General features: G+C 66.7%; 26 protein-coding genes. 23 read left to right on the forward strand and 3 right to left on the reverse strand.

Annotation, left to right across the window (positions count from 1 at the left end; genetic code table 11):
* Positions 1 to 8: 8 nt before the first annotated feature.
* From GGD82_RS06470 to GGD82_RS06480, 3 genes are read left to right on the forward strand one after another with little or no spacing between them, the layout of a single operon-like run.
* A complete protein-coding gene (locus tag GGD82_RS06470; RefSeq protein ID WP_246163946.1) occupies positions 9 to 1,121 on the forward strand; it encodes a TRAP transporter substrate-binding protein in 1,113 nt (370 codons plus the stop codon).
* On the forward strand, positions 1,118 to 1,672 hold the full coding sequence (locus GGD82_RS06475; RefSeq protein WP_150063086.1) for a TRAP transporter small permease: 555 nt from the start codon (positions 1,118 to 1,120) through the stop codon (positions 1,670 to 1,672). Before GGD82_RS06470 ends, GGD82_RS06475 begins: the two co-directional genes overlap by 4 nt.
* The gene (locus GGD82_RS06480) at positions 1,665 to 3,053 is read left to right on the forward strand and encodes a TRAP transporter large permease (protein ID WP_150063087.1); all 1,389 of its coding nucleotides are present in this window, start codon (positions 1,665 to 1,667) and stop codon (positions 3,051 to 3,053) included. The genes GGD82_RS06475 and GGD82_RS06480 overlap by 8 nt, the downstream gene beginning before the upstream one ends.
* A 59-nt stretch (positions 3,054 to 3,112) precedes the next feature.
* Here the strand turns inward: GGD82_RS06480 and GGD82_RS06485 are convergent, their stop codons facing one another.
* Positions 3,113 to 3,388, reverse strand: coding sequence for a DUF1150 family protein (locus tag GGD82_RS06485; protein ID WP_246163947.1), 276 nt, complete (start codon positions 3,386 to 3,388; stop codon positions 3,113 to 3,115).
* Positions 3,375 to 3,947, reverse strand: a complete 573-nt coding sequence (locus GGD82_RS06490; protein WP_150063088.1) for an Hsp20 family protein — start codon at positions 3,945 to 3,947, stop codon at positions 3,375 to 3,377. Before GGD82_RS06490 ends, GGD82_RS06485 begins: the two co-directional genes overlap by 14 nt.
* A gap of 626 nt (positions 3,948 to 4,573) precedes the next feature.
* Here GGD82_RS06490 and GGD82_RS06495 point away from each other — a divergent pair.
* From GGD82_RS06495 to GGD82_RS06590, 20 genes are all read left to right on the forward strand, one after another.
* On the forward strand, positions 4,574 to 4,939 hold the full coding sequence (locus GGD82_RS06495; protein ID WP_150063158.1) for an NADH-quinone oxidoreductase subunit A: 366 nt from the start codon (positions 4,574 to 4,576) through the stop codon (positions 4,937 to 4,939).
* The gene (locus GGD82_RS06500) at positions 4,936 to 5,502 is read left to right on the forward strand and encodes a NuoB/complex I 20 kDa subunit family protein (RefSeq protein ID WP_150063089.1); all 567 of its coding nucleotides are present in this window, start codon (positions 4,936 to 4,938) and stop codon (positions 5,500 to 5,502) included. The genes GGD82_RS06495 and GGD82_RS06500 overlap by 4 nt, the downstream gene beginning before the upstream one ends.
* Positions 5,503 to 5,637: 135 nt before the next feature.
* Complete coding sequence (locus tag GGD82_RS06505; RefSeq protein ID WP_150063090.1) at positions 5,638 to 6,285, forward strand: NADH-quinone oxidoreductase subunit C; 648 nt, start codon at positions 5,638 to 5,640, stop codon at positions 6,283 to 6,285.
* A gap of 75 nt (positions 6,286 to 6,360) precedes the next feature.
* Positions 6,361 to 7,539: an NADH-quinone oxidoreductase subunit D gene (locus tag GGD82_RS06510; protein ID WP_150063091.1), complete on the forward strand. Its 1,179-nt coding sequence runs from the start codon at positions 6,361 to 6,363 to the stop codon at positions 7,537 to 7,539.
* Positions 7,536 to 8,207 (forward strand): complex I 24 kDa subunit family protein, encoded by a 672-nt coding sequence (locus GGD82_RS06515; protein WP_150063092.1) that lies wholly within the window; start codon positions 7,536 to 7,538, stop codon positions 8,205 to 8,207. Before GGD82_RS06510 ends, GGD82_RS06515 begins: the two co-directional genes overlap by 4 nt.
* A 16-nt stretch (positions 8,208 to 8,223) precedes the next feature.
* Positions 8,224 to 9,507: an NADH-quinone oxidoreductase subunit NuoF gene (gene nuoF / locus GGD82_RS06520; protein WP_150063159.1), complete on the forward strand. Its 1,284-nt coding sequence runs from the start codon at positions 8,224 to 8,226 to the stop codon at positions 9,505 to 9,507.
* 39 nt (positions 9,508 to 9,546) lie between these two features.
* Complete coding sequence (gene nuoG, locus GGD82_RS06525; RefSeq protein ID WP_150063093.1) at positions 9,547 to 11,640, forward strand: NADH-quinone oxidoreductase subunit NuoG; 2,094 nt, start codon at positions 9,547 to 9,549, stop codon at positions 11,638 to 11,640.
* Positions 11,633 to 12,646 carry an NADH-quinone oxidoreductase subunit NuoH gene (gene nuoH / locus GGD82_RS06530; protein WP_150063094.1) on the forward strand — a complete coding sequence of 338 codons (1,014 nt, stop codon included), beginning with the start codon at positions 11,633 to 11,635 and terminating at the stop codon, positions 12,644 to 12,646. Before nuoG ends, nuoH begins: the two co-directional genes overlap by 8 nt.
* A 47-nt stretch (positions 12,647 to 12,693) precedes the next feature.
* On the forward strand, positions 12,694 to 13,182 hold the full coding sequence (gene nuoI, locus GGD82_RS06535; protein ID WP_150063095.1) for an NADH-quinone oxidoreductase subunit NuoI: 489 nt from the start codon (positions 12,694 to 12,696) through the stop codon (positions 13,180 to 13,182).
* A 240-nt stretch (positions 13,183 to 13,422) separates the two neighbouring features.
* The gene (locus tag GGD82_RS06540; protein WP_150063096.1) at positions 13,423 to 14,034 is read left to right on the forward strand and encodes an NADH-quinone oxidoreductase subunit J; all 612 of its coding nucleotides are present in this window, start codon (positions 13,423 to 13,425) and stop codon (positions 14,032 to 14,034) included.
* A gap of 1 nt (position 14,035) precedes the next feature.
* Positions 14,036 to 14,347 carry an NADH-quinone oxidoreductase subunit NuoK gene (nuoK, locus tag GGD82_RS06545; RefSeq protein ID WP_150063097.1) on the forward strand — a complete coding sequence of 104 codons (312 nt, stop codon included), beginning with the start codon at positions 14,036 to 14,038 and terminating at the stop codon, positions 14,345 to 14,347.
* A 9-nt stretch (positions 14,348 to 14,356) separates the two neighbouring features.
* On the forward strand, positions 14,357 to 16,423 hold the full coding sequence (gene nuoL / locus GGD82_RS06550; RefSeq protein WP_150063098.1) for an NADH-quinone oxidoreductase subunit L: 2,067 nt from the start codon (positions 14,357 to 14,359) through the stop codon (positions 16,421 to 16,423).
* A gap of 122 nt (positions 16,424 to 16,545) precedes the next feature.
* A complete protein-coding gene (locus GGD82_RS06555) occupies positions 16,546 to 18,066 on the forward strand; it encodes an NADH-quinone oxidoreductase subunit M (RefSeq protein ID WP_221240726.1) in 1,521 nt (506 codons plus the stop codon).
* 82 nt (positions 18,067 to 18,148) lie between these two features.
* Entirely contained in the window at positions 18,149 to 19,591 is a 1,443-nt protein-coding gene (gene nuoN / locus GGD82_RS06560; RefSeq protein WP_150063099.1) for an NADH-quinone oxidoreductase subunit NuoN, read from the forward strand.
* Positions 19,588 to 20,439: a biotin--[acetyl-CoA-carboxylase] ligase gene (locus GGD82_RS06565; protein ID WP_150063100.1), complete on the forward strand. Its 852-nt coding sequence runs from the start codon at positions 19,588 to 19,590 to the stop codon at positions 20,437 to 20,439. The genes nuoN and GGD82_RS06565 overlap by 4 nt, the downstream gene beginning before the upstream one ends.
* Positions 20,440 to 20,442: 3 nt before the next feature.
* Positions 20,443 to 21,228 (forward strand): type III pantothenate kinase, encoded by a 786-nt coding sequence (locus GGD82_RS06570; protein WP_150063101.1) that lies wholly within the window; start codon positions 20,443 to 20,445, stop codon positions 21,226 to 21,228.
* Positions 21,229 to 21,253: 25 nt separating this feature from the next.
* Positions 21,254 to 22,930 (forward strand): ribonuclease J, encoded by a 1,677-nt coding sequence (locus GGD82_RS06575; protein WP_150063102.1) that lies wholly within the window; start codon positions 21,254 to 21,256, stop codon positions 22,928 to 22,930.
* A 64-nt stretch (positions 22,931 to 22,994) separates the two neighbouring features.
* Complete coding sequence (gene mce / locus GGD82_RS06580; RefSeq protein ID WP_150063103.1) at positions 22,995 to 23,399, forward strand: methylmalonyl-CoA epimerase; 405 nt, start codon at positions 22,995 to 22,997, stop codon at positions 23,397 to 23,399.
* Positions 23,400 to 23,513: 114 nt separating this feature from the next.
* On the forward strand, positions 23,514 to 24,053 hold the full coding sequence (locus GGD82_RS06585; protein ID WP_150063104.1) for a DNA-3-methyladenine glycosylase I: 540 nt from the start codon (positions 23,514 to 23,516) through the stop codon (positions 24,051 to 24,053).
* A gap of 211 nt (positions 24,054 to 24,264) precedes the next feature.
* Positions 24,265 to 26,028 (forward strand): oxygen-binding di-iron domain-containing protein, encoded by a 1,764-nt coding sequence (locus tag GGD82_RS06590; RefSeq protein ID WP_150063105.1) that lies wholly within the window; start codon positions 24,265 to 24,267, stop codon positions 26,026 to 26,028.
* Positions 26,029 to 26,081: 53 nt separating this feature from the next.
* Here GGD82_RS06590 and GGD82_RS06595 read toward each other — a convergent pair whose 3' ends face one another.
* Complete coding sequence (locus tag GGD82_RS06595; RefSeq protein ID WP_150063106.1) at positions 26,082 to 26,807, reverse strand: pyrimidine 5'-nucleotidase; 726 nt, start codon at positions 26,805 to 26,807, stop codon at positions 26,082 to 26,084.
* Positions 26,808 to 26,833 lie beyond the last annotated feature (26 nt).

Here is a 26,833-nt window from a genome sequence, read left to right on the forward strand (position 1 = left end):
GAGCGCGCATGACAATGACCTGGATGACCCCGATCTGGATGACCCGGATCTGGAAGACCACCTGGGCCGCCTTGGGATTCATGACCGCCAGCGGCTTGCTCGGAGGTGACGGGTCGGCGCGCGCCCAAGAGGTCACGCTGACGGTGCATCACTTCCTTAGCGCCAAGGCGGTCAATCAAGCCAAGATGATCGAGCCGTGGGCGGAGAGCATCACGGAGGCGTCGGGGGGACGCATCGCCTTTGAGATCTTTCCGTCCATGACCATGGGCGGCTCCCCACCGGAGCTGTACCAGCAGGTGCGCGACGGTGTTGCCGATATCGTCTGGACCGTTCTGGGTTACACGCCGGGTGTGTTCCCGCACGCCGAGGTGTTCAACCTGCCCAGCGTCCACAGTGGCAGCGCCTTGGTGACCAATCTGGCCATTCAGGATCTGATGGACGGCCCGCTCGCCGTGGACTTCGAGCAGGTGCACCCGCTTCTGGTCCATGTCCATTCGGGGCAGGCGCTGCACACGGTGGGCACCTCTGTCCGGTCCATCGAGGACGCACGCGGCCTGAAGCTGCGCGTGCCCTCCCGCTCCGGCACCTGGATGATCGAGGCCATGGGGGCGGAGCCGGTCGGCATGCCGGTGCCCGACGTGCCGCAGGCCATGTCGCAGGGCGTTCTGGATGGTGCGTTCCTTCCGTTCGAGGTTGCGCTGCCCCTGCGTTTGATCGATATCGCCAAGTACCACACGGAACTGGCGGGGGGGCACCGGTTCGGCACCACGACCTTCCTGCTCGCGATGAATCAAGAGCGGTATGAAAGCCTTCCGGACGACCTGCGCGCCATCATCGACGACCACTCCGGCGAGGCGCTGGCCCGCATGGCTGGCGAGGCCTGGGATGCCGTCGAGCCGCGCGTGATGGCCCTGGCCGAGGCGCGGGGGAACGAGATCATGCACCTTGATGCCGAGCAGTCGGCGCCGTTCCTGGACGCCTTCCGGGTGACGGAGGAGCGCTGGCTGGCCGAGATGGCCGAGAAAGGCATCGACGGGGCCGCCCTGCTGGCCGCCGCCAAGGAGGCCGTGGCGCGTCATGCGCCCGAGGCGCCCGGCGGGGTGATCGGAGCGTCGGAGTGAGGGCATCGGTGGTCCTCCGCGACCGCGTGCTGACGCCGCTGGCGGTCGGGTTCGCGCTGTACGGCGGCGTGGTGCTGTTGGTGATCACCGCCGTGACGATGCTCAACGTCGCCGGCTTCGCGCTGGATGCGGTGGCGCGGCCGTTCGGTGGCCGGGTGCCGGGCGTGTCGGGCTACGAGGAGGTGGTGGCCCTGCTGGTCGGCGGGGCGACGTTGAGCTTCCTGCCGTGGTGCCAACTGCGCTGGGGGCATGTGACCGTGGACCTGTTCACGCGCCGCGCGCCGCGTCGTCTGGTGGCGGCGGTCGATCGGCTGGCCCTGGTCCTGACGGCTGCGCTGGCGTTCGGGTTGGCGCTGTCCATGGCGGTGGGCATGGCCCAGATGCGAACGGACGGGGTGGTCACGGGGGTCCGGGCGTGGCCGGAGTGGCCGTTCTGGGGCCCCGGGGTGGCCGGGCTTGCGCTGTGGGGGGCGGTGGCCGCCGTCATGGCGCTGGCGCCGCCCGCGTCCCCGACCACGGCCGGCGGGGGCGAGGGCCGACCGCATGGATGAACGCGCGCTGATCGGTGCCCTCGGCCTCGTCGTGCTGTTCGGGCTGATTGCGATCCGTCTGCCGGTGGCGCTGGCCATGGTTCTGGTGGGCGTGGGCGGGAACTACGCTCTGTCCATCGTGGCGCCCTTCCTGCGCTTCGAGCCCTATTTGGCCCAGTTCAAGACGCTGACGTGGTCGGTGGTGTCGAATTACGCGCTGTCCGTGGTGCCCCTGTTCATTTTCATGGGGTTCCTGGCGGCGCACGCGAACCTGAGCCGCGACCTGTTCCAGGGCCTCAACGTGCTCGTTGGGCGCTGGCGCGGCGGGGTCGCGATGGCGGCTGTGCTGGCCTGCGCCGGGTTCGGGGCGGTGTGCGGCTCGTCGCTGGCCACGGCGAGCACCATGGGCCGGGTTGCGCTGCCGGAGCTGAAGCGTCTGAACTACGCCGACGGGCTGGCGACCGGGGCCCTGGCGGCGGGGGGCACGCTGGGGATTTTGATTCCGCCGTCGGTGGCTCTGGTGGTCTATGCGATCGTGGTCGAGGCCTCGGTGGTGGCGATGTTCCAGGCCGCCATTCTGCCTGGGGTGATCGCCGTGGCCCTGTTCGTCGCCGTCATTGCGGTGCGGGTGCGGTTGAATCCCGCGCTGGCGGCGTCGGCGCCTCCGCTGGATGCGTCGGCGCGGCGCGCGGCGTTGCGGCGCCTGATCCCGGTGGTGACGATCTTCAGCGCCGTGATCGTTGGGCTGGGGTTGGGCCTGTTCACGCCCACACCGGCCGGCGCCGTGGGCGTGTTCGCCGTTCTGGTCTATGGGGTGATCCTGAAGCGCTGCACCGGCACCGGACTCGGCCTGTCGGAACTGGTCGACGCGGTCCGCGACACCGCCGTGACCGCCGGCATGATCGGCTTCATCCTGTTCGGCGCCGAGGTGCTGAAGGGCTTCTTCGCGCGCAGCGGCCTGCCGGCGGTGATGGCCGACTGGGCGGCGAGCGGCGCGGTCGAGCCTTGGACCGTTCTGGTTCTGATGCTGCTGGGGCTGATCGTGCTGGGCTGCTTCATGGACTCGCTGTCCATGATCCTGGTCGTGGTGCCGTTCCTGTTTCCGGTTCTGATGGAGCTGAACGGCGGCGACTGGGCGCTGGCGGCCGACGCGGCCTACGGCATGGGAGCCGAGGACCTCAAGATCTGGTTCGGGATCCTGGCCCTGGTCGTGGTCGAACTGGGCCTGATCACGCCGCCGGTCGGCCTGAATGTGTTCATCATTCGCGCCGTCAGCCCGGGCGTGTCGATGGGCACGATCTTCCGCGGTGTGCTGCCGTTTTTCGGGGTGGAACTGGGCCGGGTCGCGCTCATTCTCGCGGTGCCCGGCCTCGCCCTGTGGCTGCCTCGCCTGCTGCTGTAGGCCCCCCGATAGGCCAAGCCGCGCGACGCTGGGCCGGACCCAGGGCCGCGCGGAATCGCTCAGTGCACGCTCAACGGTTCCATGTCGTGCTGGCGCGTGGCCGCCAATGCCAGATCGTGCGACGGCGCCAAGCCGATGCGCTGGCCGTTGGCGGCGTGAATGGCCCACCCGGTATCGTCCTCGTCGTCGCCGTGCACCGCGCGGATGTAGGCGATGTGGTTCAGGCCGAGCTGGGCGAAGTCGCGCGGGCTCATGTCGCCGATGGTGGTGGTGGCCTGGACGTCGTGATGGGTTTCGTCGTCCGTGGGCGGGGTGGGGATGTCACTCCGAGTCATGACCGGTCTCCTTCAACGTCAAACGCGAACGGGAGGGTGCCGTGGTCCGGCACGCGGGGGAACGAGCGTGTGCGGGCTCGTCCGTCGCATCCTCGGCCACGTCGATGGTGCGCGGCGTGCGTCCGGTCTCTGCCCCGGCTCGTGCCGACTCGGCCCGGATCGGAACGCGGCGGACCTTGGGTTCCGGCATTGGCCGGTCGAGGTCGACGTGCAGCAGTCCCGTTTCCAGGCTTGCGCCCAAAATTTCCATGCCTTCCGCGAGAACGAACGCCCGCTGGAACTGGCGCGCCGCGATCCCCCGATGGAGGAAGGCGCGGGACCCGTCGTCCGTGGCCTGTCTGCCCCGGATGACAAGCTGGTTGTCCTCAACCGAGACCGCCAGATCGTCCTCGGTAAAGCCGGCCACCGCGAGTGTGATTCTCAGGCGTGTCTCGCCGATCTGCTCGATGTTGTAGGGCGGGTAGCCTTCGGGCTGGGATTTCTGCACCCGGTCCAGAAGCCGCTCAAAATGATCGAAGCCCACCAACAGGGGGCTGTTGAACCCGGTCACGCGGGTCATGGGTGCTCCTCCTCCCCGGATTCGAGCGAGTGGATCGACGGACCCGTCCGGTGGGCGTCCGTCCCGTTCCCGATCCGAGGTCGCTGGCCCATGGCGGCGCCGGCGCGCGGATCGACCCCTATTATCTCGGGTCCGGGGCGGGGCACGTCAAGCGTCGACCGCGTCCGTGCGCCGACGGCATGGTGCACCGCCGTTCGGCAGTCGCCCCGTCGCGTGCGGCGGGGGCGGCCGTCGGCGTTGACGATCCGGGGGGCATGTGGTGTCGTACACTCCACATTAACGGCGCCGGGCTTTCTTACACAGGTTGTGGACCCGTCGGACTATCCGACGTTCCGGCAGGGTTTCTACCGCGCTTGGTGTGCGGCCGTCCGGTTCGGCGTGAACCCGCCTGGGGCCGCCGCTGCCGCAGGAAACCGAGGCCTTGGGTCGCCAAGGTTTGGAGACGACGCGCTGACGGACGATGCGCCATCCGGTTCGGTTGTTTCTGCCTCGCATCAACCATGCGTTTTACGCATGTCGGGCATGACGGCTTGACTTGACCGGAGGCGTTGACTACACCACTGCGGTTTTCCGGGACGGGCACCATGGTGTGCCGCCCTCCCTTCGGGTTCGTGGAGCCACGCGGCATGGACGAACTGCTCCGAGACTATCTTCCCATCCTGGTGTTCCTCGGCATCGCCGTGGTGGTCGCTGTCGGGGCCGTCGCCGGCTCCCTCTTCGTGGCGCCGCAGCGGCCGGACCCGGAAAAGGATTCGGCCTACGAATGTGGGTTCGAGGCGTTCGACGACGCCCGGGCGAAGTTCCAGGTGCGGTTCTATCTGGTCGCCATCCTGTTCATCATCTTTGACCTTGAGGTCGCCTTCCTGTTCCCCTGGGCGCTGTCCCTGGGCACGATCGGGGTGTTCGGGTTCTGGTCCATGATGGTGTTCCTTGCGGTCCTGACCATCGGGTTCGTTTACGAATGGAAGAAAGGGGCTCTGGAATGGGAATGAGCGAAGGCACCTCGCGCGCACCGCTGCCGTCCGCCGGGCAGAGCCAACCGTTGCCTCCTGGGCAGGAGCAGGACGCGCTGCTCAAGGCGCTCGGTCAGGAGATCGACGACAAGGGCTTCGTCTTGGCCAGCGTCGACAAGCTGGTGAATTGGGCCCGCACCGGCTCGCTGTGGCCGATGACGTTCGGTCTGGCCTGCTGTGCGCTGGAGATGATCCACGCCTACAACGCGCGCTATGACCTGGACCGCTTCGGCGTGGTGCCGCGCCCGTCGCCGCGCCAGTCCGACCTGATGATTGTGGCCGGCACGCTGTGCAACAAGATGGCGCCCGCGTTGCGTAAGGTGTACGACCAGATGGCGGAGCCGCGTTGGGTGATCTCGATGGGGTCCTGCGCCAACGGGGGCGGTTACTACCACTACTCCTATTCGGTGGTGCGCGGCTGTGACCGGATCATTCCGGTCGACGTCTATGTGCCGGGGTGTCCGCCCACGGCGGAGGCGCTGCTGTACGGTGTGCTCCAGCTCCAGAAGAAGATCAACCGGACCGGATCGCTGTTGCGGTGACGGGGCGGGGGACGGTCGGAGCGGCGTGATCGCGGGCCTCCGGCTCGCTCCGCCGGTCGGCTCTGCGAAGACCGCACGGCGGCGACCCCGGGGCTGTACCAGGGGCCGTCGCCGCGTCGAGACGGGATGACGAGCATGTCTTTTTTGTCCACGGAACAGATCGAGGCGCTGGAAGACCTGGGCCAGCACATCGCGTCGGCCCTGGCCGACGAGGTGCGTGAGACGCGCGTGGCGTTCGAGGAGTTGATGGTCACGGTCAACCGCCACGACATCGTGCGCGTGCTGACCTTCCTGCGCGACGATCCGAACTGCATGTTCGTGCAGCTCGTCGATGTCTGCGGCGTGGATTGGCCGGAGCGCGACGACCGCTTCGAGGTCGTCTACAACCTCCTCAGCCTGAAGCACAATCAGCGCGTTCGCGTGAAGCTGTTCGCCAGCGAGGACACGCCGGTGCCCTCCGTGGTCGAGGTGTTCAAGGCCGCGAACTGGTTCGAGCGCGAGGTCTGGGACATGTACGGGGTGTTCTTTTCCGGCCATCCCGATCTGCGGCGCATCCTCACCGACTACGGGTTCGAGGGGCATCCGCTGCGCAAGGACTTCCCGCTGACGGGGACGATGGAGCTGCGCTACGACGACGCGCAGGCCCGCTGCGTGTACGAGCCGGTGCGGCTGACGCAGGACTTCCGGAACTTCGATTTCATGAGCCCGTGGGAGGGCGCGCTCGACCCCGGGGTCGCGGCGGCGTCCCAGGCCTTGCCGGGCGACGAGAAGGCAACCGGTTGATGGGCGGTTGACGGGCGGCTGACGGGATATTCGGCGGAACGGCACCGCGACGGCATAGGGCAGGCAGGCAGCACGATGGCGCAGACCGAGATCAAGAGCTACAACCTCAATTTCGGACCCCAGCACCCGGCGGCGCATGGCGTTCTCCGTCTGATTCTGGAGCTGTCCGGCGAGGTGGTGGACCGCGCCGATCCGCATATCGGCCTGCTGCATCGCGGTACCGAAAAGCTGATCGAGTATAAGACCTATGTGCAGGCGCTGCCGTACTTCGACCGCCTGGATTACGCCTGCCCGCTGAACATGGAGCACGCCTATGTGCTCGCGGTCGAGAAGCTGCTGGGCATCGAGGTGCCCCGGCGCGGCAAGTACATCCGCACGCTCTATTCCGAGATCACGCGCATCATCAACCACATCATGAACACGACGTCGTTCGCGCTCGATGTGGGCGCCATGACGCCGATGCTGTGGGGGTGGGAAGAGCGCGAGCATCTGCTGGAGTTCTGCGAGCGGGTCTCCGGCGCGCGCATGCACATGGCCTACTACCGGCCGGGCGGCGTGGCCAAGGACATGCCGGTCGGTCTGGCCGAGGACATCTATGCGTGGTGTGACCGGTTCGAAAAGTTCCTGGTCGACATGGAAACCCTGCTCGACGAGAACCGCATTTTCCGTCAGCGCACCGTCGATATCGGCATCGTCACCCAGGAAGACGCGCTGAACTGGGGCTTCACCGGCCCGGTGCTGCGGGCCTCCGGCCTGGCGTGGGACCTGCGCAAGAGCCAGCCCTACGATGCGTTCGAGGAGATGGACTTCGACATCCCCATCGGCAAAACCTGCGATGTCTATGCCCGCTACCTCGTGCGCATGGAGGAGATGCGGCAGTCCATGCGCATCATGCGCCAGTGCATTGAGAAGATGCCGGACGGCCCGGTGAAGGTGGAGGACAATAAGGTCGTGCCGCCGTCCCGGCCGGAGATGAAGCGCTCCATGGAGGCGCTGATCCATCACTTCAAGCTCTACACCGAGGGCTTCAAGGTGCCGCCGGGCGAGACCTACACGGCTGTCGAAGCGGCGACGGGCGAATTCGGCGTGTATCTGGTGTCCGACGGCACCAACCGGCCGTACCGGTGCAAGATCCGCTCGCCCGGCTTTGCCCATCTGCAGGGCCTGGATCTGCTGTCCAAGGGGCATATGCTCGCCGACATTCCCGCGAATATCGGCTCCATCGATGTTGTTTTTGGTGAGATTGACCGATGAGCGCCGAGACGACCCCGACCGCGCCCGCCCGCGACGAGACCCCGTTCGCATTCAGTGAGGCTTCGCTTGAGGAGGCGCGCCGCATCCTGGCGAAGTATCCGGAGGGCCGGGCGCGCAGCGGTATCCTGCCGTTGCTCGATCTGGCGCAGCGCCAGCACGGCTGGGTCTCCCAGAGCGTGGTGGAGGCCGTGGCCGAGATGACCGGGGCGCCGCCGATCCGCGTGTGGGAGGTCGCGACCTTCTACACGATGTACAACAAGGCGCCGATCGGCCGCGCCCATGTCGAAATCTGCACCAACCTGCCGTGTTGGCTGCGCGGATCCGACGAGATCATGCGCGCCGCCCGGGATGTGTTCGGCGTCGGCTTCGGCGAGACCAGCGCGGACGGGGCGGCGACCGTGTCGTCGGCGGAGTGCCTGGGCGCCTGCGTGAACGCGCCGATGGTGCAGATCGGCGATGACTACTACGAGGATCTCGACTACGACAGCGCGGTCGCGCTGTTCACGGCGATCAAGGAAGGCCGGCCGGTCAAGGCGGGCTCGCAGATCGATCGGCAGTGCTCGGCCCCGCAGGGCACGCCGACCAGTCTGACCACGGATCCCACGACGGACGAGGGCGGGCGCTGGATCGCCCCGGAAAGCCCGGCCGCGTCCTCCGGGACGGCCTAGGAAAGAGCGCGCCATGCTGCTGAGCGACAAGGACCGCATCTTCACCAACCTGTACGGCCAGCACGACTGGACCCTGAAAGGGGCGCAGGCGCGTGGGGACTGGGATGGGACCAAGGCCATCCTGGCGCAGGGTCAGGACTGGATCATCGAGCAGGTCAAGGCGTCCGGGCTGCGCGGGCGCGGCGGCGCCGGCTTCCCGACCGGCCTGAAATGGTCGTTCATGCCCAAGACGGTGGGCGAGCGCCCGCATTACCTCGTCGTCAACGCCGACGAGGGCGAGCCCGGGACCTGCAAGGACCGGGACATGATGCGCAACGATCCGCACAAGCTGATCGAGGGCTGCTTGATCGCCGGTTTCGCCATGCGCGCGCATGTGGCCTACATCTACATTCGCGGTGAGTTCTACCGCGAGGCCGAGCGCCTGGAGGCGGCGATCGCCCAGGCCGAGGAGGCCGGGCTGCTGGGCGACGACGCCTGTGGCTCGGGCTGGCCGTTCCGGGTGTACGTGCACCGGGGCGCCGGGGCCTACATCTGCGGCGAGGAAACCGCGCTCATCCAGTCGCTGGAGGGCAAGAAGGGCCAGCCGCGCCTGAAGCCGCCGTTCCCGGCCGGCGTTGGCCTGTACGGCTGCCCGACCACGGTGAACAACGTGGAGAGCATCGCGGTCGTGCCGACCATCCTGCGGCGCGGCGCCTCCTGGTTCACCGGCATCGGGCGCGAGAACAACACCGGCACCAAGGTGTTCTGCATCTCCGGCCACGTGAACACCCCGTGCAACGTGGAAGAGGCCATGAGCATTCCGCTGCGCACGCTGATCGAGAAGCACGCCGGCGGTGTGCGCGGCGGCTGGGACAATCTGCTCGCGGTCATCCCGGGCGGGGCCTCGGTGCCGTTGCTGCCGAAGGACATTTGCGACGACGTGCTGATGGACTTCGACAGCCTGAAGGCGGCCAAGTCCGGCCTCGGCACGGCCGCCGTGATGGTCATGGACAAGTCGGCGGATGTCGTGGCGGCCATCGCCCGCCTGTCGCAGTTCTACAAGCACGAAAGCTGTGGCCAGTGCACGCCGTGCCGCGAGGGCGCGGGCTGGATGTCGCGGGTCATGGACCGTATGGTCGCCGGCGACGCCAAGCTGGAGGAGATCGACATCCTCGAGCAGGTGACACGACAGGTCGAGGGCCATACGATCTGCGCGCTTGGCGATGCGGCCGCATGGCCGATCCAGGGGTTGATCCGCCATTTCCGGCCCGAGATGGAGCGCCGCATCACGGCGCGCCGGGGCGCCGTGGCGGCGGAATAGCGCGAACCGGCGGGTTGAGAGGACAGAAAGGGTGCAAGCATGCCCAAGTTGACCATTGACGGCATCGAGGTCGACGCCGAGCCGGGGATGACCATCCTCCAGGCGGCCGATCTGGTGGGCATCGAGATTCCCCGCTTCTGTTATCACGAGCGGCTGTCCATCGCGGGCAATTGCCGGATGTGCCTCGTCGAGGTCAAGCCCGGCCCGCCGAAGCCGGCCGCCTCCTGCGCCATGCCGGTGGCCGAGGGCATGCAGGTCTGGACCCAGTCCGACCTTGCCGTGAAGGCCCGCAAGGGTGTGATGGAATTTCTGCTCATCAACCACCCGCTGGACTGCCCGATCTGCGACCAGGGCGGCGAGTGCGACCTTCAGGACCAGGCGATGGCCTTCGGTGGCGACCGCTCGCGCTTCCTGGAGCACAAGCGGGCGGTGACCGAGAAGTACCTGGGCCCGCTGGTCAAGACCGCGATGACCCGGTGCATCCACTGCACCCGCTGCGTCCGCTTCATCACCGAGATTGCCGGTATTCCGGAACTCGGCATGGTCGGGCGCGGCGAACACGCGGAGATCACGTCGTACGTCGAGAAGGCGCTGAGCAGTGAGCTGTCCGGCAACATCGTCGACCTCTGCCCTGTGGGCGCTTTGACGAGCGCGCCCTACGCCTTCCACGCCCGGCCGTGGGAGCTGCGCAAGGTCGAATCCGTCGATGTGTTCGATGCCGTCGGCTCCAACATCCGGATCGACGTGCGCGGCAACGCGGTCATGCGTGTGCTGCCGCGCCTGAACGAGGACATCAACGAGGAGTGGCTGGCCGACAAGTCCCGCCACGCCATCGACGGCCTGCGCTATCAGCGGCTCGACCAGCCCTATGTGCGCGAGGACGGCACGCTGCGCCCGGCCTCGTGGGAGGAGGCGCTGCGCGCCGTCGCGGGCCGCCTGCTGGCGGCAGACGCGGACAAGGTTGCGGCCCTGGCCGGCGACATGGTCGACGCCGAGGCCATGATGGTTCTGAAGGACCTGATGGGTGTCATCGGCAGCCCGCACATGGATTGCCGCCAGGACGGGGCGGCGCTCGATCCCGAGGATCGCGGCAGCTATCTGTTCAACCCGACCATCGCCGGAATCGAGAGCGCGGACGCGCTGCTGATCGTGGGCTCGGACCCGCGCTGGGAGGCGCCGATCCTGAACGCCCGCATCCGCAAGCGGCACCTGATGGGCGGCTTCCCCATCGCGGTGATCGGTCCGCGCACCGACCTGACCTATCCGGTCGAGGATCTGGGTAACGATCCCGACGTGCTCGACGACATGGCGCGCGGCCGGCATCCGTTCTGGCGCGTGCTGGACGACGCCGAGCGGCCCATGATCCTGGTGGGCATGGGGGCGCTGACCCGTCCGGACGGTGCGAACATCCTGGCCAGCGCCCGCCATCTGGCGGACCGGGTCGGCGCGTTCAAGGACGATTGGAACGGCCTGGCCATTTTGCACACGGCGGCGGCCCGGGTCGGTGGCCTGGAGCTGGGCTTCGTGCCCGGTCCGCGCGGGCGCGACACGGCGGAGATCGTGGCGGGCGCCGGGCGCGGCGAGATCGACGTGGTCTACCTGCTGGGCGCGGACGAGATCGATACGGCGGCGCTGGGTGAGGCCTTCGTCATCTATCAGGGTCACCACGGCGACGCCGGCGCCAACCGCGCCGACGCGATCCTGCCGGGGGCGGCCTACACCGAGAAGAACGCGACCTACGTCAACACCGAGGGCCGGATGCAGCGCACCTGGCTGGCCGTGCATCCCCCGGGCGAGGCGCGCGAGGACTGGAAGATTCTGCGTGCCCTGTCCTCGGCGATGGGCAAGCCCCTGTCGCTGAACACCCTGGAGGACGTGCGCGCGCGCCTGGCCGAGGTCTCGCCGACGTTCGCGGCTGGGAATGAGGGCGGCATCGTGGCAGCCCCGCCGGTGCGCGGCGCCCTGGGCGGCTCCGGCGGCCGGCTGGAGCGCACGCCGTTCACCACGCCGATCGGGAACTACTACAGGACCGATCCCATCAGCCGGGCCTCGCGCACCATGGCCGAGTGCACGGACGTCTACATCAACGCCACCGGTGACGGTGACAGCAAGCGGACGGGGACCGATGGCTGAGTTCTGGAGCGGCACGCTGTGGCCGCTGATCATCATCGTCGCGCAGATCCTGCTGATCGTGCTGCCCCTTCTGGGCGCCGTGGCCTATCTGACCTTTGCCGAGCGCAAGGTCATTGGCGCGATCCAGTTGCGCAAGGGGCCGAATGTGGTCGGTCCCTTCGGGCTGCTGCAGCCGATCGCCGACGGGGCCAAGCTGTTCCTGAAGGAAACCATCATCCCGACCGGCGCCGACCGCGCGGTGTTCGTGCTGGCGCCGATGCTGACGTTCATCCTGGCGCTGATCGGTTGGGCGGTGATCCCGTTCGACGAGGGCTGGGTGCTGGCGGACATCAACGTCGGTGTGCTGTACCTGCTCGCCATCTCCGGGCTGGGCGTGTACGGCATCATCATGGCCGGCTGGGCGTCGAACTCGCGCTACGCGCTGTTGGGCGGGCTGCGCTCGGCGGCACAGATGGTCTCCTACGAGATCAGCATGGGCCTCATCATCATCTCGGTGCTGGTGACGGCCGGAACGCTGAACCTGTCGGAGATCGTGCAGGCCCAGGGCGAGGGGATGTGGTACTTCATTCCCCACTTCCCGATGTTCGTGATCTTCGTGGTGTCGATCCTGGCCGAGACCAACCGCGCGCCGTTCGACCTGCCTGAGGCCGAGGCGGAGCTGGTGTCGGGGTACAACGTCGAGTACTCGGCGATGACCTTCGCCCTGTTCTTCCTGGGCGAGTACGCGAACATGATCCTGATGTCGGCCATCTGCGTCGTGCTGTTCCTGGGCGGCTGGCTGCCGCCGGTGGACATAGCGCCCTTCACCTGGGTGCCGGGGATCATCTGGTTCGCGCTGAAGATCTGTCTGATTCTGTTTGTCTTCCTGTGGGCGCGGGCGACTTTCCCGCGGTATCGCTATGACCAGCTCATGCGCCTGGGGTGGAAGGTGTTCCTGCCGGTATCGCTGGTGTGGGTCGTCGCGACCGCCGGCGTTCTGCTGGCCTTCGATGCCCTGCCGGCGTAAGGGGGAGCCCGGGATGCGACCGATGAGTTCGAGACAGGAGCGAGACCATGTCGTTCATTGACCGCACCGCCCGCAGTTTTTTGTTGGCCGAATTGGTGCAGGGTCTTGTGCTGACCTTGAAGTACATGCTCAAGCCCAAGTACACGATCAACTACCCGTACGAGAAGGGCTATCTCAGTCCGCGCTTCCGCGGGGAGCACGCGCTGCGCCGCTACCCCAACGGGGAAGAACGCTGCATCGCCTGCAAGCTGTGCGAGGCGATCTGCCCGGCGCAGGCCATCACGATCGAGGCCGAGGAGCGCACGGACGGCAGTCGCCGCACCACGCGCTACGACATCGATATGACCAAGTGTATCTACTGCGGCTTCTGCGAGGAGGCCTGTCCGGTCGATGCCATCGTCGAGGGGCCGAACTATGAGTTCGCGGCCGAGACGCGCGAGGAGCTGCTGTACGATAAGGACAAGCTCTTGGCGAACGGCGACCGCTGGGAGCCGGAGTTGGGCAAGCGGCTGGAGCTGGATGCGCCGTATCGATGAAGGCGGCGCGGTTTGCGCGGGTTCAGTGCTGGACCCGTCGGACGGTACGGATTAGACAGGAACGCTCCCCGAAGGGGGCGGAGTTGCGAACCGCCGGGCGCGCCCGGCGCGCGATGCCCGGGATCGGGTGAGGGACGGGGACGGCGGAATGACGACGCCACAGGCGAACGCACAATCGGCGAACGCAAGACGGGCGAACGCACACCAGGGCCATGACCGGCCCCAAACCTGGGGGCACGCATGATCCACGCCCTGACGTTCTATCTTTTCGCGGCGATCGCGGTGCTTTCGGCGCTGATGGTCGTCACCAGCCGTAATCCCGTGCACAGCGTGCTGTGGCTGATCCTGGCCTTCTTCAACGGGGCCGGCCTGTTCGTGCTGATGGGTGCCGAGTTCGTCGCCATGCTGGTCGTGGTGGTCTATGTCGGCGCGGTCGCGGTGCTGTTCCTGTTCGTCGTCATGATGCTGGACATCAACTTCCTGAGCCTGCGCGAGGGCCTGCTGCGCTATCTGCCGATCGGCGCGGCCATCGCGATCGTGCTGACCGCCGAGGTGGTGGCGCTGTTCCTGGACTGGAGCATCGCGCCCGACGCCATGACGCTGCGCGCCGCGCCGACGCCGGACATTGCCCAGGTGACCAACACGAAGGCGTTGGGGGACCTGATCTACACCCATTACGTCTTCCTCTTCCAGGTGGCCGGCCTGATCCTGTTCGTCGCCATGATCGGGGCCATCGTCCTGACCCTGCGCGTCAATCCGAACGTCCGCCGCCAGACCATCGGCGCCCAGGTGTCCCGCCCGAAGAGCGAGATCCTGGCGGTCGAGAAGGTGCGCAGCCGGGGGGGTATCTGACATGTGGGAGATCGGACTGGCGCATTACCTCACGGTGGCGGCGATCCTGTTCGCCACGGGGGTGTTCGGCATCTTCGCCAACAAGAAGAATGTCGTCGTCATCATGATGTCGATCGAACTGATGCTGCTCGCGGTGACCATCAACATGGTCGCGTTTTCCACCGCCCTGCAGGACCTCGTCGGGCAGATCTTCACCCTGTTCATCCTGACCGTCGCCGCCGCCGAGGCCGGCATCGGTCTGGCCATCGTGGTGGTGTTCTTCCGAAATCGCGGCTCGATCGAGGTCGAGGACATCAACAGCCTGAAGGGGTAAGGGCGGACCATGTACGTTGCAGCCATCTTCCTGCCGCTTCTGGCCGCGATTGGCGTCGGCCTGTTCGGACGCCGTCTGGGCGACCGCCTGTCGCAGGCGCTGACCTGCCTGGGCATCGGCCTCAGCGCCGTGCTGGCGGTGCCGATCTTCATTGAGGTCGCCCTGAACGGGAACGCCGTGACGGTGCCGTTGCTCAGCTTCATCGCCTCCGGCGATCTGGTGGTGGACTGGGCGCTGAAGTTCGACACGCTGTCGGCCGTGATGGTGCTGACAGTGTCCTGGGTGTCGTTTCTGGTGCATGTCTATTCCATCGGGTACATGCACCATGACAGCTCGATCCCGCGCTTCATGGCGTACCTGTCGCTGTTCACCTTCTTCATGTTCATGCTGGTGACGGCCGACAATCTGGTGCAGATGTTCTTCGGCTGGGAGGGCGTGGGCCTCGCGTCCTACCTCCTGATTGGGTTCTGGTACGACCGGCCGAGCGCCAGCGCCGCCGCCATCAAGGCCTTCGTGGTTAACCGGGTGGGTGACTTCGGCTTCTCCCTCGGCATCTTCGCCTGCTTCCTGCTGTTCGGCACCATCAACCTGGACCAGATCTTCGCGGCCGCCCCGGGCATGGCGGACGCCACGCTGCATCTGTTCGGGGTGGACTGGCACGCGCTGACCATCATCAGCCTGCTGCTGTTCGTGGGCGCCATGGGCAAGTCGGCGCAGCTTGGCCTGCACACGTGGCTGCCGGACGCCATGGAGGGCCCGACCCCGGTGTCCGCCCTGATCCACGCGGCGACCATGGTCACGGCCGGTGTGTTCATGGTGGCGCGCATGTCGCCGGTGTTCGAATACGCGCCGATCGCCCTGGGCGTCGTCGTGGTGATCGGCGCGTCGACCGCCTTCTTCGCTGCGACCGTGGGCTGCACGCAGACCGATATCAAGCGGGTGATCGCCTATTCGACGTGCTCGCAGCTCGGCTACATGTTCTTTGCGCTGGGGGTTGGGGCCTATCAGGCGGCCATCTTCCACCTGATGACCCATGCCTTCTTCAAGGCGCTGCTGTTCCTCTCCGCCGGCTCCGTCATCCACGCCATGTCCGACGAGCAGGACATGCGCAACATGGGCGGCCTGTGGAAGCACATTCCGTTTACCTACGCGATGATGTGGATCGGCTCGCTGGCCCTGGCCGGGGTGCCGGTGTTCGCCGGCTACTACTCCAAGGACATGATTCTGGAGTCCGCGTACGCCGCAGGAACCGGGTTGGGCACGTTTGCCTTTGTTCTGGGGATCCTGGCCGCCGCGATGACCGCGTTCTACTCCTGGCGTTTGCTATTCCTGACGTTCCATGGTCAGCCGCGCGCCAATGAGACCGTGATGGCGCACGTGCACGAAAGCCCGGCGTCAATGACGGTGCCGCTGGCGGCGCTGGCTGTCGGCGCGGTGTTCGCCGGCATGGTGGCCTACAATCACTTCGTGGGCGAGGAGCACCCGGCGTTCTGGGGTGATTCGATTGCCTACAACGTCCAGGGCTCCGCCGTCGCCGGGGAGGCCCAGGGGGCGGCCGCGCCGGCCGCCGAGCCCGAGCATGCCGCCCCGGCGGTGGAGCACGAGGCCGAGGCGTCCGATGACGGTCACGGAGCGGCGGCCGAGGGGCATGACGCGGCCGGGCAGGGCGTTCTGGAGCGCGCGCACCATGTGCCGTTCCTGGTCAAGATTCTGCCACTGCTGGTGACGGCGGGCGGGATCGCGCTGGCCTGGGTGTTCTACATCCGCAGCCCCGCCTATCCGGTGGCGCTGGCCGAGAAGTATCCGGGCCTGTACCGGTTCGTGCTCAACAAGTGGTACTTCGATGAGCTGTATGACCGTATCTTCGTGCGGCCCATGTTCCGGGTTGGGCGGGTGCTGTGGCGCGGCGGCGACATGGCCGTGATCGACGGCCTGGGGCCGGACGGCATCGCGGCCGTGGCGCGCGACATCGCGGCGCGGCTGCGGCGGTTCCAGAGCGGCTATGTCTACCACTACGCCTTCCTGATGATCATCGGGGTGGTGGTGTTCGTGTCCTGGCGGCTGGTGGAAGCCTGACGCCCCGGCGTCCCCGGGGTCCGGGCGGCGCTGTTCTGTTGTTCTCCTCCGCGGGGCGGGCCGGCGTTGGCTCCCCCGCCCAGCACAAGGGTCCGGTCGGACCGGGAAAGGTCTAGGCGGCGATGATCGAAGACATCTCCCTGCTCAGCATCATCACCTTCCTGCCGCTGTTCGGCGCCGGCTGCATCCTGCTGCTGGTGCGTGGAACAGAGACGGAGGTGGCCGCCAACAGCCGCTGGGTGGCTCTGTGGACGTCGGGCGTCACGTTCGTGCTGTCCCTGGGCGTCTGGATCGGCTTCGACCCGACGCGGGCGGACTTCCAGTTCGTCGAGATGGTGGAGTGGCTGCCGGGCCAGGGCATCGGCTACCACATGGGCGTGGACGGCATTTCGCTGTTCTTCGTCCTGCTCGCCACCTTCCTGACGCCGCTGTGCGTGCTGGCGAGCTGGGAGTCGATCAAGACCCGCGTGCGCGAGTATATGGTCGCCTTCCTGGTCCTTGAGACCATGATGGTCGGTATGTTCTGCGCCCTCGACTACGTGCTGTTCTACGTGTTCTTCGAGGGCGTGCTGATCCCGATGTTCCTGATCATCGGGATCTGGGGCGGACCGCGCCGGATCTATGCCGCCTTCAAGTTCTTCCTCTACACTCTGCTCGGGTCCGTGCTGATGCTGGTGGCGCTGCTGGCGATGTACCTGCACGCCGGTACCACCGATATCCCGACGCTGATGACCACCCACTTCCCGGCCGCCATGCAGACGTGGCTGTTCCTGGCGCTGCTGGCGAGTTTCGCGGTCAAGGTGCCGATGTGGCCGGTGCACACCTGGCTGCCCGACGCGCATGTGGAGGCGCCCACCGCCGGCTCCGTCATTCTGGCCGGCGTGCTGTTGAAGATGGGCGCGTACGGCTTCCTGCGCTTCTCCGTGCCGATGCTGCCGGAGGCGACGGCGGAGTTCGCCGGGCTGATCTTCGGGCTGTCGATCATCGCGGTGATCTACACGTCGTTGGTCGCGCTGGCGCAGGAGGACATGAAGAAGCTGATCGCCTACTCTTCGGTCGCGCACATGGGCTTCGTCACCGCCGGCATCTTCGCGATGACCCAGCAGTCCGTCGAGGGCGCCATTTATCAGATGCTGAGCCACGGCATCGTATCGGGGGCGCTATTCCTCTGCGTCGGCGTGATCTATGACCGCCTGCACACGCGCGAGATCGCGCGCTACGGCGGGTTGGCCCACAACATGCCGAAGTACGCTCTGGTGTTCATGCTGTTCATGATGGCCTCGGTGGGCCTGCCGGGCACCAGCGGGTTTGTCGGCGAGTTCCTCGTCATGCTGGGTGTGTTCCAGGTCAGCAGCGTGGTGGCGTTGTTCGTGGCCACGGGCGTGATCCTGGGCGCCGTGTACATGCTGTATCTGTACCGCCGGGTGGTCTTCGGCAAGCTGGAGAAGGCCGACGTCAAGGCCATGCTGGACCTGAGCCCGCGCGAGATGGCGATTTTCGCCCCGCTGGTGGTGCTGGTGCTGTGGATGGGCATCTATCCCTCGTCCTTCCTCGGCCCGATGCACGTCAGTGTCGAGAACCTGATTTCGACCTATGAGGCCGCTCTTCAGGCGGCGGGCGGGGTCTCGGTCGCGGTGCAATGACGCCCGCCTCGACCGAAACCCGACGCCTCCTCACCGAGTGCCCCACACGGCCGGACGACGTTCCGGCGGGAGACCCGACGCGATGACCGACCTGCCCTCGATGCTGCCGGCCCTGCCGGAAATCGTCCTGGCCCTGGTGGCCATGGGGCTGCTGATGTACGGCGTGTTCTCCAAGACGGACCGCGCCGACCTGTGCACCCACGGGGCCGTGGCGGCCATGGTTGCCGCCGCCGTGCTGGAGGTGCTGGGGATCGGCACGGCCGCCGAAGGCTTCTTCGGGCAGTTCGTGGTCAACGACTTCACCCGGTTTGCCAAGCTGCTGATCCTGGTGGCGGCGGCGGTGACGCTGGTGATGGGCCGGCGCTGGCTGGCGACGGAGGGCGTGCAGCGGTTCGAGTTTCCGGTGCTGATGACCCTGTCCGTCGTCGGCATGATGCTGATGGTGTCCGCCAACGACCTGATCGGCATGTACCTGGGTCTCGAATTGCAGTCGCTGGCGCTGTACGTGCTGGCGACCATCCAGCGCGACAACGTGCGCGCGACGGAGGCGGGCCTGAAGTATTTCGTGCTGGGCGCGTTGGCGTCCGGCCTGTTGCTGTACGGCGCGTCGCTGGTGTACGGCTTCGCGGGCACGACCAGCTTTCCCGGCATTCAGGAGGCCATCGCCTCGGGCAACGCGCATCTCGGCGTTGTGGTCGGACTGGTGTTCGTGATGGCCGGTTTGTCGTTCAAGGTCTCCGCCGCGCCGTTCCACATGTGGACCCCGGACGTGTACGAGGGCGCGCCGACGCCCGTGACCGCGCTGTTCGCGGTCGCGCCGAAGGTGGCGGCCCTATGCCTGTTCCTGCGCCTGTTGATGGACCCGTTCGTGGGCCTGGTGGCGGACTGGCAGCAGGTGGTTTCGGTGATCGCGCTGCTGTCGATGATCGTGGGCTCGTTCGGCGCCATCGCACAGGACAATATCAAGCGCCTGATGGCCTACAGCTCCATCGGCCACATGGGCTTCGCGCTGGTCGGGCTCGCGGCGGGAACCGCCGACGGCGTGCGCGGCGTGCTGGTCTATCTGGTGATCTACTTGTTCATGAACGTCGGCACCTTCGCCATCATTCTGGCGATGCGCCAGCAAGGCCGCCCGGTCGAGGGCATCAAGGATCTGGCCGGCCTGGGGCGCACGCGGCCGCTGGTGGCGGTGGCCATGGGGATCTTCATGTTCTCGATGGCCGGCATTCCCCCGCTGGCCGGGTTTTTCGCCAAGTTCTACGTCTTCATGGCGGCGGTGGAGGTTGGCTTGATCTGGCTGGCCATCCTGGGCGTGCTGGCGAGCGTGGTGTCTGCGTTCTATTACTTGCGCATCGTCAAGGTTATGTACTTCGACGAGCCTTTGGAGGGGTTGGATCCGGTGTGCTCACCGGCTCTGCGCATCACCATGGGCGTGGCCGCGGCCGTGGTGTTGTTCTTCTGTGTGGCGCCCGGTTGGGTGGTCGGTACCGCTGAGACCGCCGCTGCCGCCCTGGTGGCCGGATGACCGCTGGTCCGGCCCCGGCGACCGTCGCCGCGCCGGCGGACACGGTCCCGGAGGGCTGGCGCCGGATCGCCCGGGAGTGGGTCGACAGCACGCAGATCGAGGCCCGGGAAGCCCTGGCGGCACCCGACGGCGGGACCGGGGTTCCGGTCGCGGATGTGCTGTGGCCGGCCGGGGCGCTGGCCGTGCAGGCGGGCGAACAGACCGGCGGCCGGGGCCGGCATGGCCGGGTCTGGTTGAGCCCACCCGGCAATCTCTACCTGACCGTTGCGATTCCCTGCCCGGGCGGCCCGCGTCGCGGGGTGGAGATCGGATTCGTCGGGGGTGTGGCGGTGGTCCGGGCTCTGGCCGATCTGGGCTGCGACCGGGCGCGTCTGAAGTGGCCGAACGACGTGCTGGTCGACGGCGCCAAGATCGCCGGGCTGTTGCCCGAGTCCCATACGGACTTCCGTGGCCGGACCTGGATCGTGCTGGGGATGGGGGCCAACGTCGCGCATGCGCCGGACGTCGGCACGACCCTATATCCCACGACTACGCTGAGCCGCGTGGGCGGCGCGGCCGGTCCCGGCGTGGTGGCGGCGCTGGGGGGGGCCGTGCTGACGTATGTGGCGGCGGGCCTTGTCCGTTGGCGGGCCGAGGGCTTCGCGCCCGTGCGCGCGGCGTGGCTGCGCGTTGGCCACGGTCTGGGTGAGCCGGTGCGGGTCCGGCTTGGCGACGACACCGTGCGTGGGATCTTTCTCGGTCTCACGCCGGAGGGGGCGCTGCGCATGCGGGAGGATGGGACCGGACGGGACCGGACCATCCTGGCCGGCGACGTCTTTTTCCCCGCCGGTGGGGAGAGGGAGGAGTAGGCCATGCTGCTGGCCATTGATTGCGGCAACACCAACACGGTGTTCGCGGTCTACGACGGTGATGACAAGCGCTGTGAATGGCGCGCCGCTAGCAAGTCCGGGCGCACCGCCGACGAAATGGGTGTGTGGCTGACCCAACTCATGCAGATGAAGGGGTTCGGTCCGGAGGCGATTACCGACGCGATCATCGCCTCGGTGGTGCCGGCGGCGGTGTTCGAACTGCGCCTGCTCTGCCACCGGTATTTTTCCGCGCCGCCGCTGGTCGTGGGGGAGCCGGACGTCGATCTCGGCCTGGACGTGCTGATGGATCGGCCCGAGGAGGTCGGCGCGGACCGGCTCGTCAACGCCGTGGCGGCGTATAAGTCGTACGGGGGCCCCCTCATCGTCCTGGACTTCGGCACGGCCACGACCTTCGACGTGGTGGACGCGGCCGGAAACTACTGCGGTGGTGTCATCGCCCCCGGCGTGAATCTGTCGTTGGAGGCGCTGCACATGGCGGCGGCACAGCTTCCCCGGGTCGCCATCGGGCGGCCCAAGTCGGTGATCGGCAAGGCCACGGTGCCGGCCATGCGCTCGGGCATCTATTTGGGATACGTCGCGATGATCGAGGGGTTGAGCGCCCGCATATGCGAAGAGTTCGGGTCCCCTATGACCGTGGTGGCGACCGGCGGGCTTGCATCCCTCTTTACCGAGGCCACCGATGTCATCCATCATCTGGACAACGATCTGACCCTGAGGGGTCTTCTGGAGATTCATCGCCGCAACGCGGCCGCGCACGCACACACCTGAGGATCGAAACACGAGAGGAGACAACATGACACATACGCCCGGCACTGGCGTGCCGGACGGGCTGGTTTTCGTGCCCCTTGGCGGGACCGGAGAAATCGGCATGAACCTGAACCTGTACGGGTTTCAGGGCCGATGGCTCATGGTTGATCTGGGGATTACGTTCGGCAACGAGACCACGCCTGGAATTGATGTGATGATGCCGGATCCGGCGTTCATCGAAGACCGGCTGGACGCTCTGGACGGTATCGTCATCACGCACGCCCACGAGGATCACCTGGGGGCCGTCACGTATCTGTGGCCCTGGATCCGCAAACCCGTTTACGCCTCGCCGTTCGCGGCCGCGTTCCTGCGCGTGAAGCTGGAAGAGGAAGGGCTCCAAAACGAGGTGCCGCTGCACGAGATCCCCTTGGGCTCGCGCTTTTCCGTCGGCCCCTTCGACATCGAGATGATCGGGACCACGCATTCGATCCCTGAGCCGAACGCGCTGGCGATCCGGACCGCGGCGGGCAATGTCCTGCACACGGCGGACTGGAAGTTCGATCCCGCGCCGCAGATCGGCGCGGCGGCGGATAAGGAGGCGCTGCGCCGTCTGGGTGACGAGGGCGTGCTGGCCATGGTCGGCGACAGCACGAACATCTTCGCCCAGGAGCATTCCGGGTCGGAGGGGGACGTGCGCGCCGCCTTGATCGAGGTGGTGGGGCGCAACACGACCGGACAGGTCGCCGTCGCCTGCTTCGCGTCCAACGTCGCACGAATGGAAAGCGTGGCGGTGGCCGCGCGCGAGAACGGCCGGCATGCGGTGCTGGTCGGGCGCTCGCTGTATCGCATGAACGACACCGCGCGCCGCTGCGGCTATCTGGGCGATCTTCCGGCGTTCCTGTCGGAGGAGGAGGCGGCCGAACTGCCCGCCGACAAGGTCCTGTACGTCTGCACCGGCAGCCAGGGTGAGCCGCGCGCCGCTTTGCCGCGCATCGCGGGCGGCAGCCATCGCTCGGTCCGCCTGGGTGAGGGCGACACCGTGATCTTCTCGTCCCGGATCATACCGGGCAACGAGCGGTCCATCTTCACCATGCAGAACCGCTTGGCGGAGGCCGGAGTCGAGATCATCACGGCGCGCGATGCCCCCATCCATGTCTCGGGCCACCCGTCGCGGCCGGAGGTGGAGGAAATGTACCGGCTGGTGCGGCCCCGCGTGGCCGTTCCGGTCCACGGTGAATCTCTTCATCTGCGCGAGCACGCCCGCGTGGCGCAAGGCTGCGGCGTGGAGCATACGATCCTGATCGGGGATGGCGACGTGCTGCGCCTGGATGCCGATCCGCCGCGCGTGGTGGATCAGGCCCAGACCGGCCTGCTGGGTCTGGACGGCGAGCGTCTGGTGCCCATGTCGAGTCAGATCCTTCGCGACCGCCGCCGTATGATGAACAACGGCGCGGCCACGGTGACGCTGGTTCTGAATGGCAAGGGCGGTCTGGTGTCCGAGCCCATCGTGACCGCGCGCGGCCTGCTGGACCCGGACGAGGACCGCGAGGACCTGGATACGCTCATCCGTCAGATTCGGACGGCGGTGAACCAGTTGGACCGGCGCGCGCTGGACGACGACGACACCGTGGTGGACCGCACCCGGCGCGCTGTCGGGCGGTTTTTCCGGGGCAGCCAGAACCGGCGGCCCGTCACCGACATTCATGTGGTGCGCGTCGCGTGATGCGCATGGCGTCTCACCGGACCTCATCGTCCGGTGAGACGCAAAAAGGAAAGGACCAAGGGACATGATTGGACAGTTGAATCACGTGGCCATCGCCGTTCCCGACCTGGAGGCCGCCGCCGCGGACTACCGCGAGACGCTCGGGGCCAAGGTGTCCGACCCAGTGCCGCAGCCGGATCACGGGGTGACGGTCGTGTTCGTCGAACTGCCGAACACCAAGATCGAACTGCTTCACCCGCTGGGGGAAAAGTCGCCGATCCAGGCGTTCCTCGACAAGAACCCGTCCGGCGGCATCCACCACGTTTGCTATGAGGTGGAGGATATCCTGAGCGCTCGCGATGTGCTGAAGGGGCAGGGCAAGCGGGTGCTCGGTGACGGCAACCCGAAGATCGGGGCGCACGGCAAGCCGGTGCTGTTCCTGCATCCGAAGGACTTTACCGGCACGTTGGTGGAGCTGGAGCAGGCGTAAGATCGGCGCGGCGCCTCCCCCGCGGTTTCCGGTCCCCCGCGATGCACGGCGGGGCGCGGTGATCGCGGGGGAGGGCGGCTGCGTGCGGCGTGTATGGACCAGGGAGCCGCGGGGATGAGCTGGTATTGCGACGTGGCGCCCGGCCATCCGTTCCATGGACCGTACCACGACACCGAGTATGGCGTGCCGGCGTCGGACGAGACGGTGCTGTTCGAACGCTTGTGTCTGGAGATTTTCCAGGCCGGGTTGTCGTGGCTGTTGGTGCTGAAGAAGCGCGAGGCCCTCAACGCGGCGTTCGCCGGGTTCAATGTGGACCGCGTGGCGGCGTTTGACGCCGAGGACCGGGCCCGTCTGCTGGCCGACTCGGGAATCATCCGGAATCGCCTAAAGATTGACGCTGTGATCGAGAACGCACGCCGGGTTCAGGCGTTGCGGGAGTCACACGGGGGCTTCGCGGCCTGGATCGACGCCCACCATCCCCGCGATTTGGATGCCTGGATCAAACTATTCCGGAAGAGTTTTAAATTTACGGGACCAGAAGTGGTCAACGAGTTCCTGATGAGTTTGGGATACCTGCCGGGCGCTCATCGGGAGGATTGCCCCGCGTATTCCCGCATTCTGGCGATGAATCCGGCCTGGGCTCGGCGGCTGTAATCCAGACCGACGCCGTGAGATATTGCGAAGGTTACGGAAATTAAGGTTCACCCGTTTGCAATCGTGTATTTTATTTAAGATTGCGGAAATTGCAGCGGGTTCTGGTTTTGCAAGCCGGTCGCATGATATCGTCTGGGCAATGATCACCTGACCGCCCTGCTGGCCCGAAGCATGCCGCTACGTCGTATCGGGCCGCCTTCGGGACATATCTATGGATACACAGAGGTCCGGCGCGGCCGTTTTGGATCCATCGGAGCCGATCGAGATCGCCGATCGGGTCTGGTGGGTCGGGCATTATCTGGAGGGGGATCCGTTCCAGTGCCATGTCTACCTGATCGAGCGGGGCGACCAGTCGGTGCTGTTCGATCCGGGCTCGGTGCTCACGTTTCGGCACACCCTGCGCAAGATCGAGGCCGTCACCCGGTTCTCGAACATCCGGTACTTCGTGTGCCATCACCAGGATCCCGACATCACCGGGGCCCTGCCGCTGATCGATCAGCTCGTCAGCCGGCCCGATGCCGTGCTGGTCTGTCATTGGCGCGCCCGAACGTTGGTGCGGCACTATGGTCTGACCCTGCCGTTTTGGCTGATCGAGGACAACGCGTGGCAGCTGGATCTGGGGGGGCGGCTCCTGCGCTTTATTTTTACGCCCTACGCGCACTTCCCCGGGGCATTCGTCACATTCGACACGCACACGCGGGTGCTGTTTTCCAGTGACCTGTTCGGCGGATTTACCGAGGGCTTCCAGCTCTTCGCCCAGGACCGCGGCTATTTCGAGAACCTCCGTCCCTTCCACGAGCACTATATCCCCAGCCGGGATGTCCTTCAGTTCGCCCTGAACAACATCGAGGCGGAGCCGATCGGCATGATCGCGCCGCAGCACGGCTCGATCATTCCAGAGCCGCTGGTTCCGTACATGATCGAGCGGCTGCGGCAGTTGGACTGTGGGCTGTTCCTGCTGTCGAAGGACAACGCCGACATAAAGCGTCTGATGACCCTGAATCAGGCGATGAAGAGCATCCGGGAGACGATGATCCTACACCGGGACTTTCAGGACATTGCCCACAATCTGCTGGGGATCGCTCAAGAGCTGTTGCCCGCGCTCAGTCTGGAGTTCTTCGCGCGGACGGGGGAGGGGGCGATCCTGCACCTGTCGCCGGACAATCGGTTTCGCGGGCGCCTGATCGAGGACCTGCCGGCACCGCTGGCCCACATCGTGCGTGCGGCGGAACGCGGCGCGGTGTGCACGTACTGTGCGCTGGAGGACCCGCACCGGGGCCGCCCGGCGATCGCCGTTCCGCTGGTCACGCCGGGGGCTGGCTGCATCGAGGCCGTGGCCGTGATCGATCTGGCGGTTCCGGTGCAGGCGAGCGAGGAGACGGAAAGCATCATCATGCAGATGGTGCCGCCGCTGCAGGTCGCGGTCGAGCGCGAGACGGTCTACCGCATGCTCGATATGGAACGGCAGCGGTTCTACGAAACCTCCATCCGGGATCCCCTGACGAACCTGTTTACGCGATTCTACATGCAGGAGACGGTCACCCGCCTGATGGGCATTCATGACCGCGATGGCCACGCGGCCATCGCCCTGATGATGATCGACGTCGACCACTTCAAGGACGTCAACGACACCTTTGGTCACAGCCAGGGCGATAGTGTGCTCCAGGCGGTGGCAGAGTGCCTGCAATACGCGGTGCGGCCGGGCGATCTGCCCGTGCGTCTGGGCGGCGAGGAGTTCGCGGTGTTCCTCGTCGGCGCGACCCTGGAACGGGCTACGGAAGTCGCGGAGCGGCTGCGCCGGCGTATGGCCGCCATGGTCTTCACGGGGCCCATGGAGGGCCACACCATCACCGCAAGCTTCGGCGTGGCGCTAAGGTGCCAGGGGGAAACGCTCGATCAGTTCTTGGACCGGTGCGACGCCGCCTTGTACGCCGCGAAGAAGGCGGGACGGGATCGGGTGCGCGTCGCGCCGTGATTCGGCGGGCGGCCGCCGCAGGCCGCCTGGCCTCGACCAACAGACGGCGACGATCAGACGGCGACGATACGGGGTTCGGTGTCCCGCCGGGCCTTGACAAGGTGTTCCAGCCACGCCGTCAGGTCGTCCGTGATGTGGTGGCAGTGCGAGACGTCGGCGGTGGCGTCGAAGCCCCAATGCGTCGGATCGCGCACGAAAATCGTGGTCATGCCGAGCGCATGGGCCGGCACGAGGTTCTTCAGGCTGTCCTCGACCATGGCGGCGCCGCGTGGGTCCAGATTGCAGCGCGTCAGCATCGCGTCGTAGGTCTCGGGGTTCGGCTTGGGCACGAACAGCCCGGCCTCGATATCGAACACCGCCTCGAAATGTCGCGTGATGCCCAGCCGGTCCAGCACCTGCATGGCATGCGTCAGTGATCCATTGGTGAAGACGATCTTGCGTCCCTCCAGCGCCGAAAGGGCCGCGTCCAGTCGGGGCGCGGGTGGGATGACCGAGTGGTCCAGGTCATGGACGTAGTCCATGAAGGCATGCGGGTCCATGCCGTGCTCAAGCATCAGGCCCCGCATCGAGGTGCCGTACTTATGGAAGTACTGCTTCTGGACCACGAAGGCCTGATCTTCCGGCAGGTCCAGGAAGTCGGCAATGAACCGTTTCATGCGCCGGTCCATCTGGGCAAAGATATCCGTACTGGCCGGGTAGAGGGTGTTGTCCAGATCAAACACCCAGTGGTCCACATGACGCAGGCCGCAGGTGGGAAGCTGGGTTTCGAGCGGGGTCATCAGGCGTGGGCTCTCTTGATATCCGG

This window comes from Roseospira marina, from assembly GCF_014197855.1.
GTDB classification, from domain to species: Bacteria; Pseudomonadota; Alphaproteobacteria; order Rhodospirillales; family Rhodospirillaceae; genus Rhodospira; species Rhodospira marina.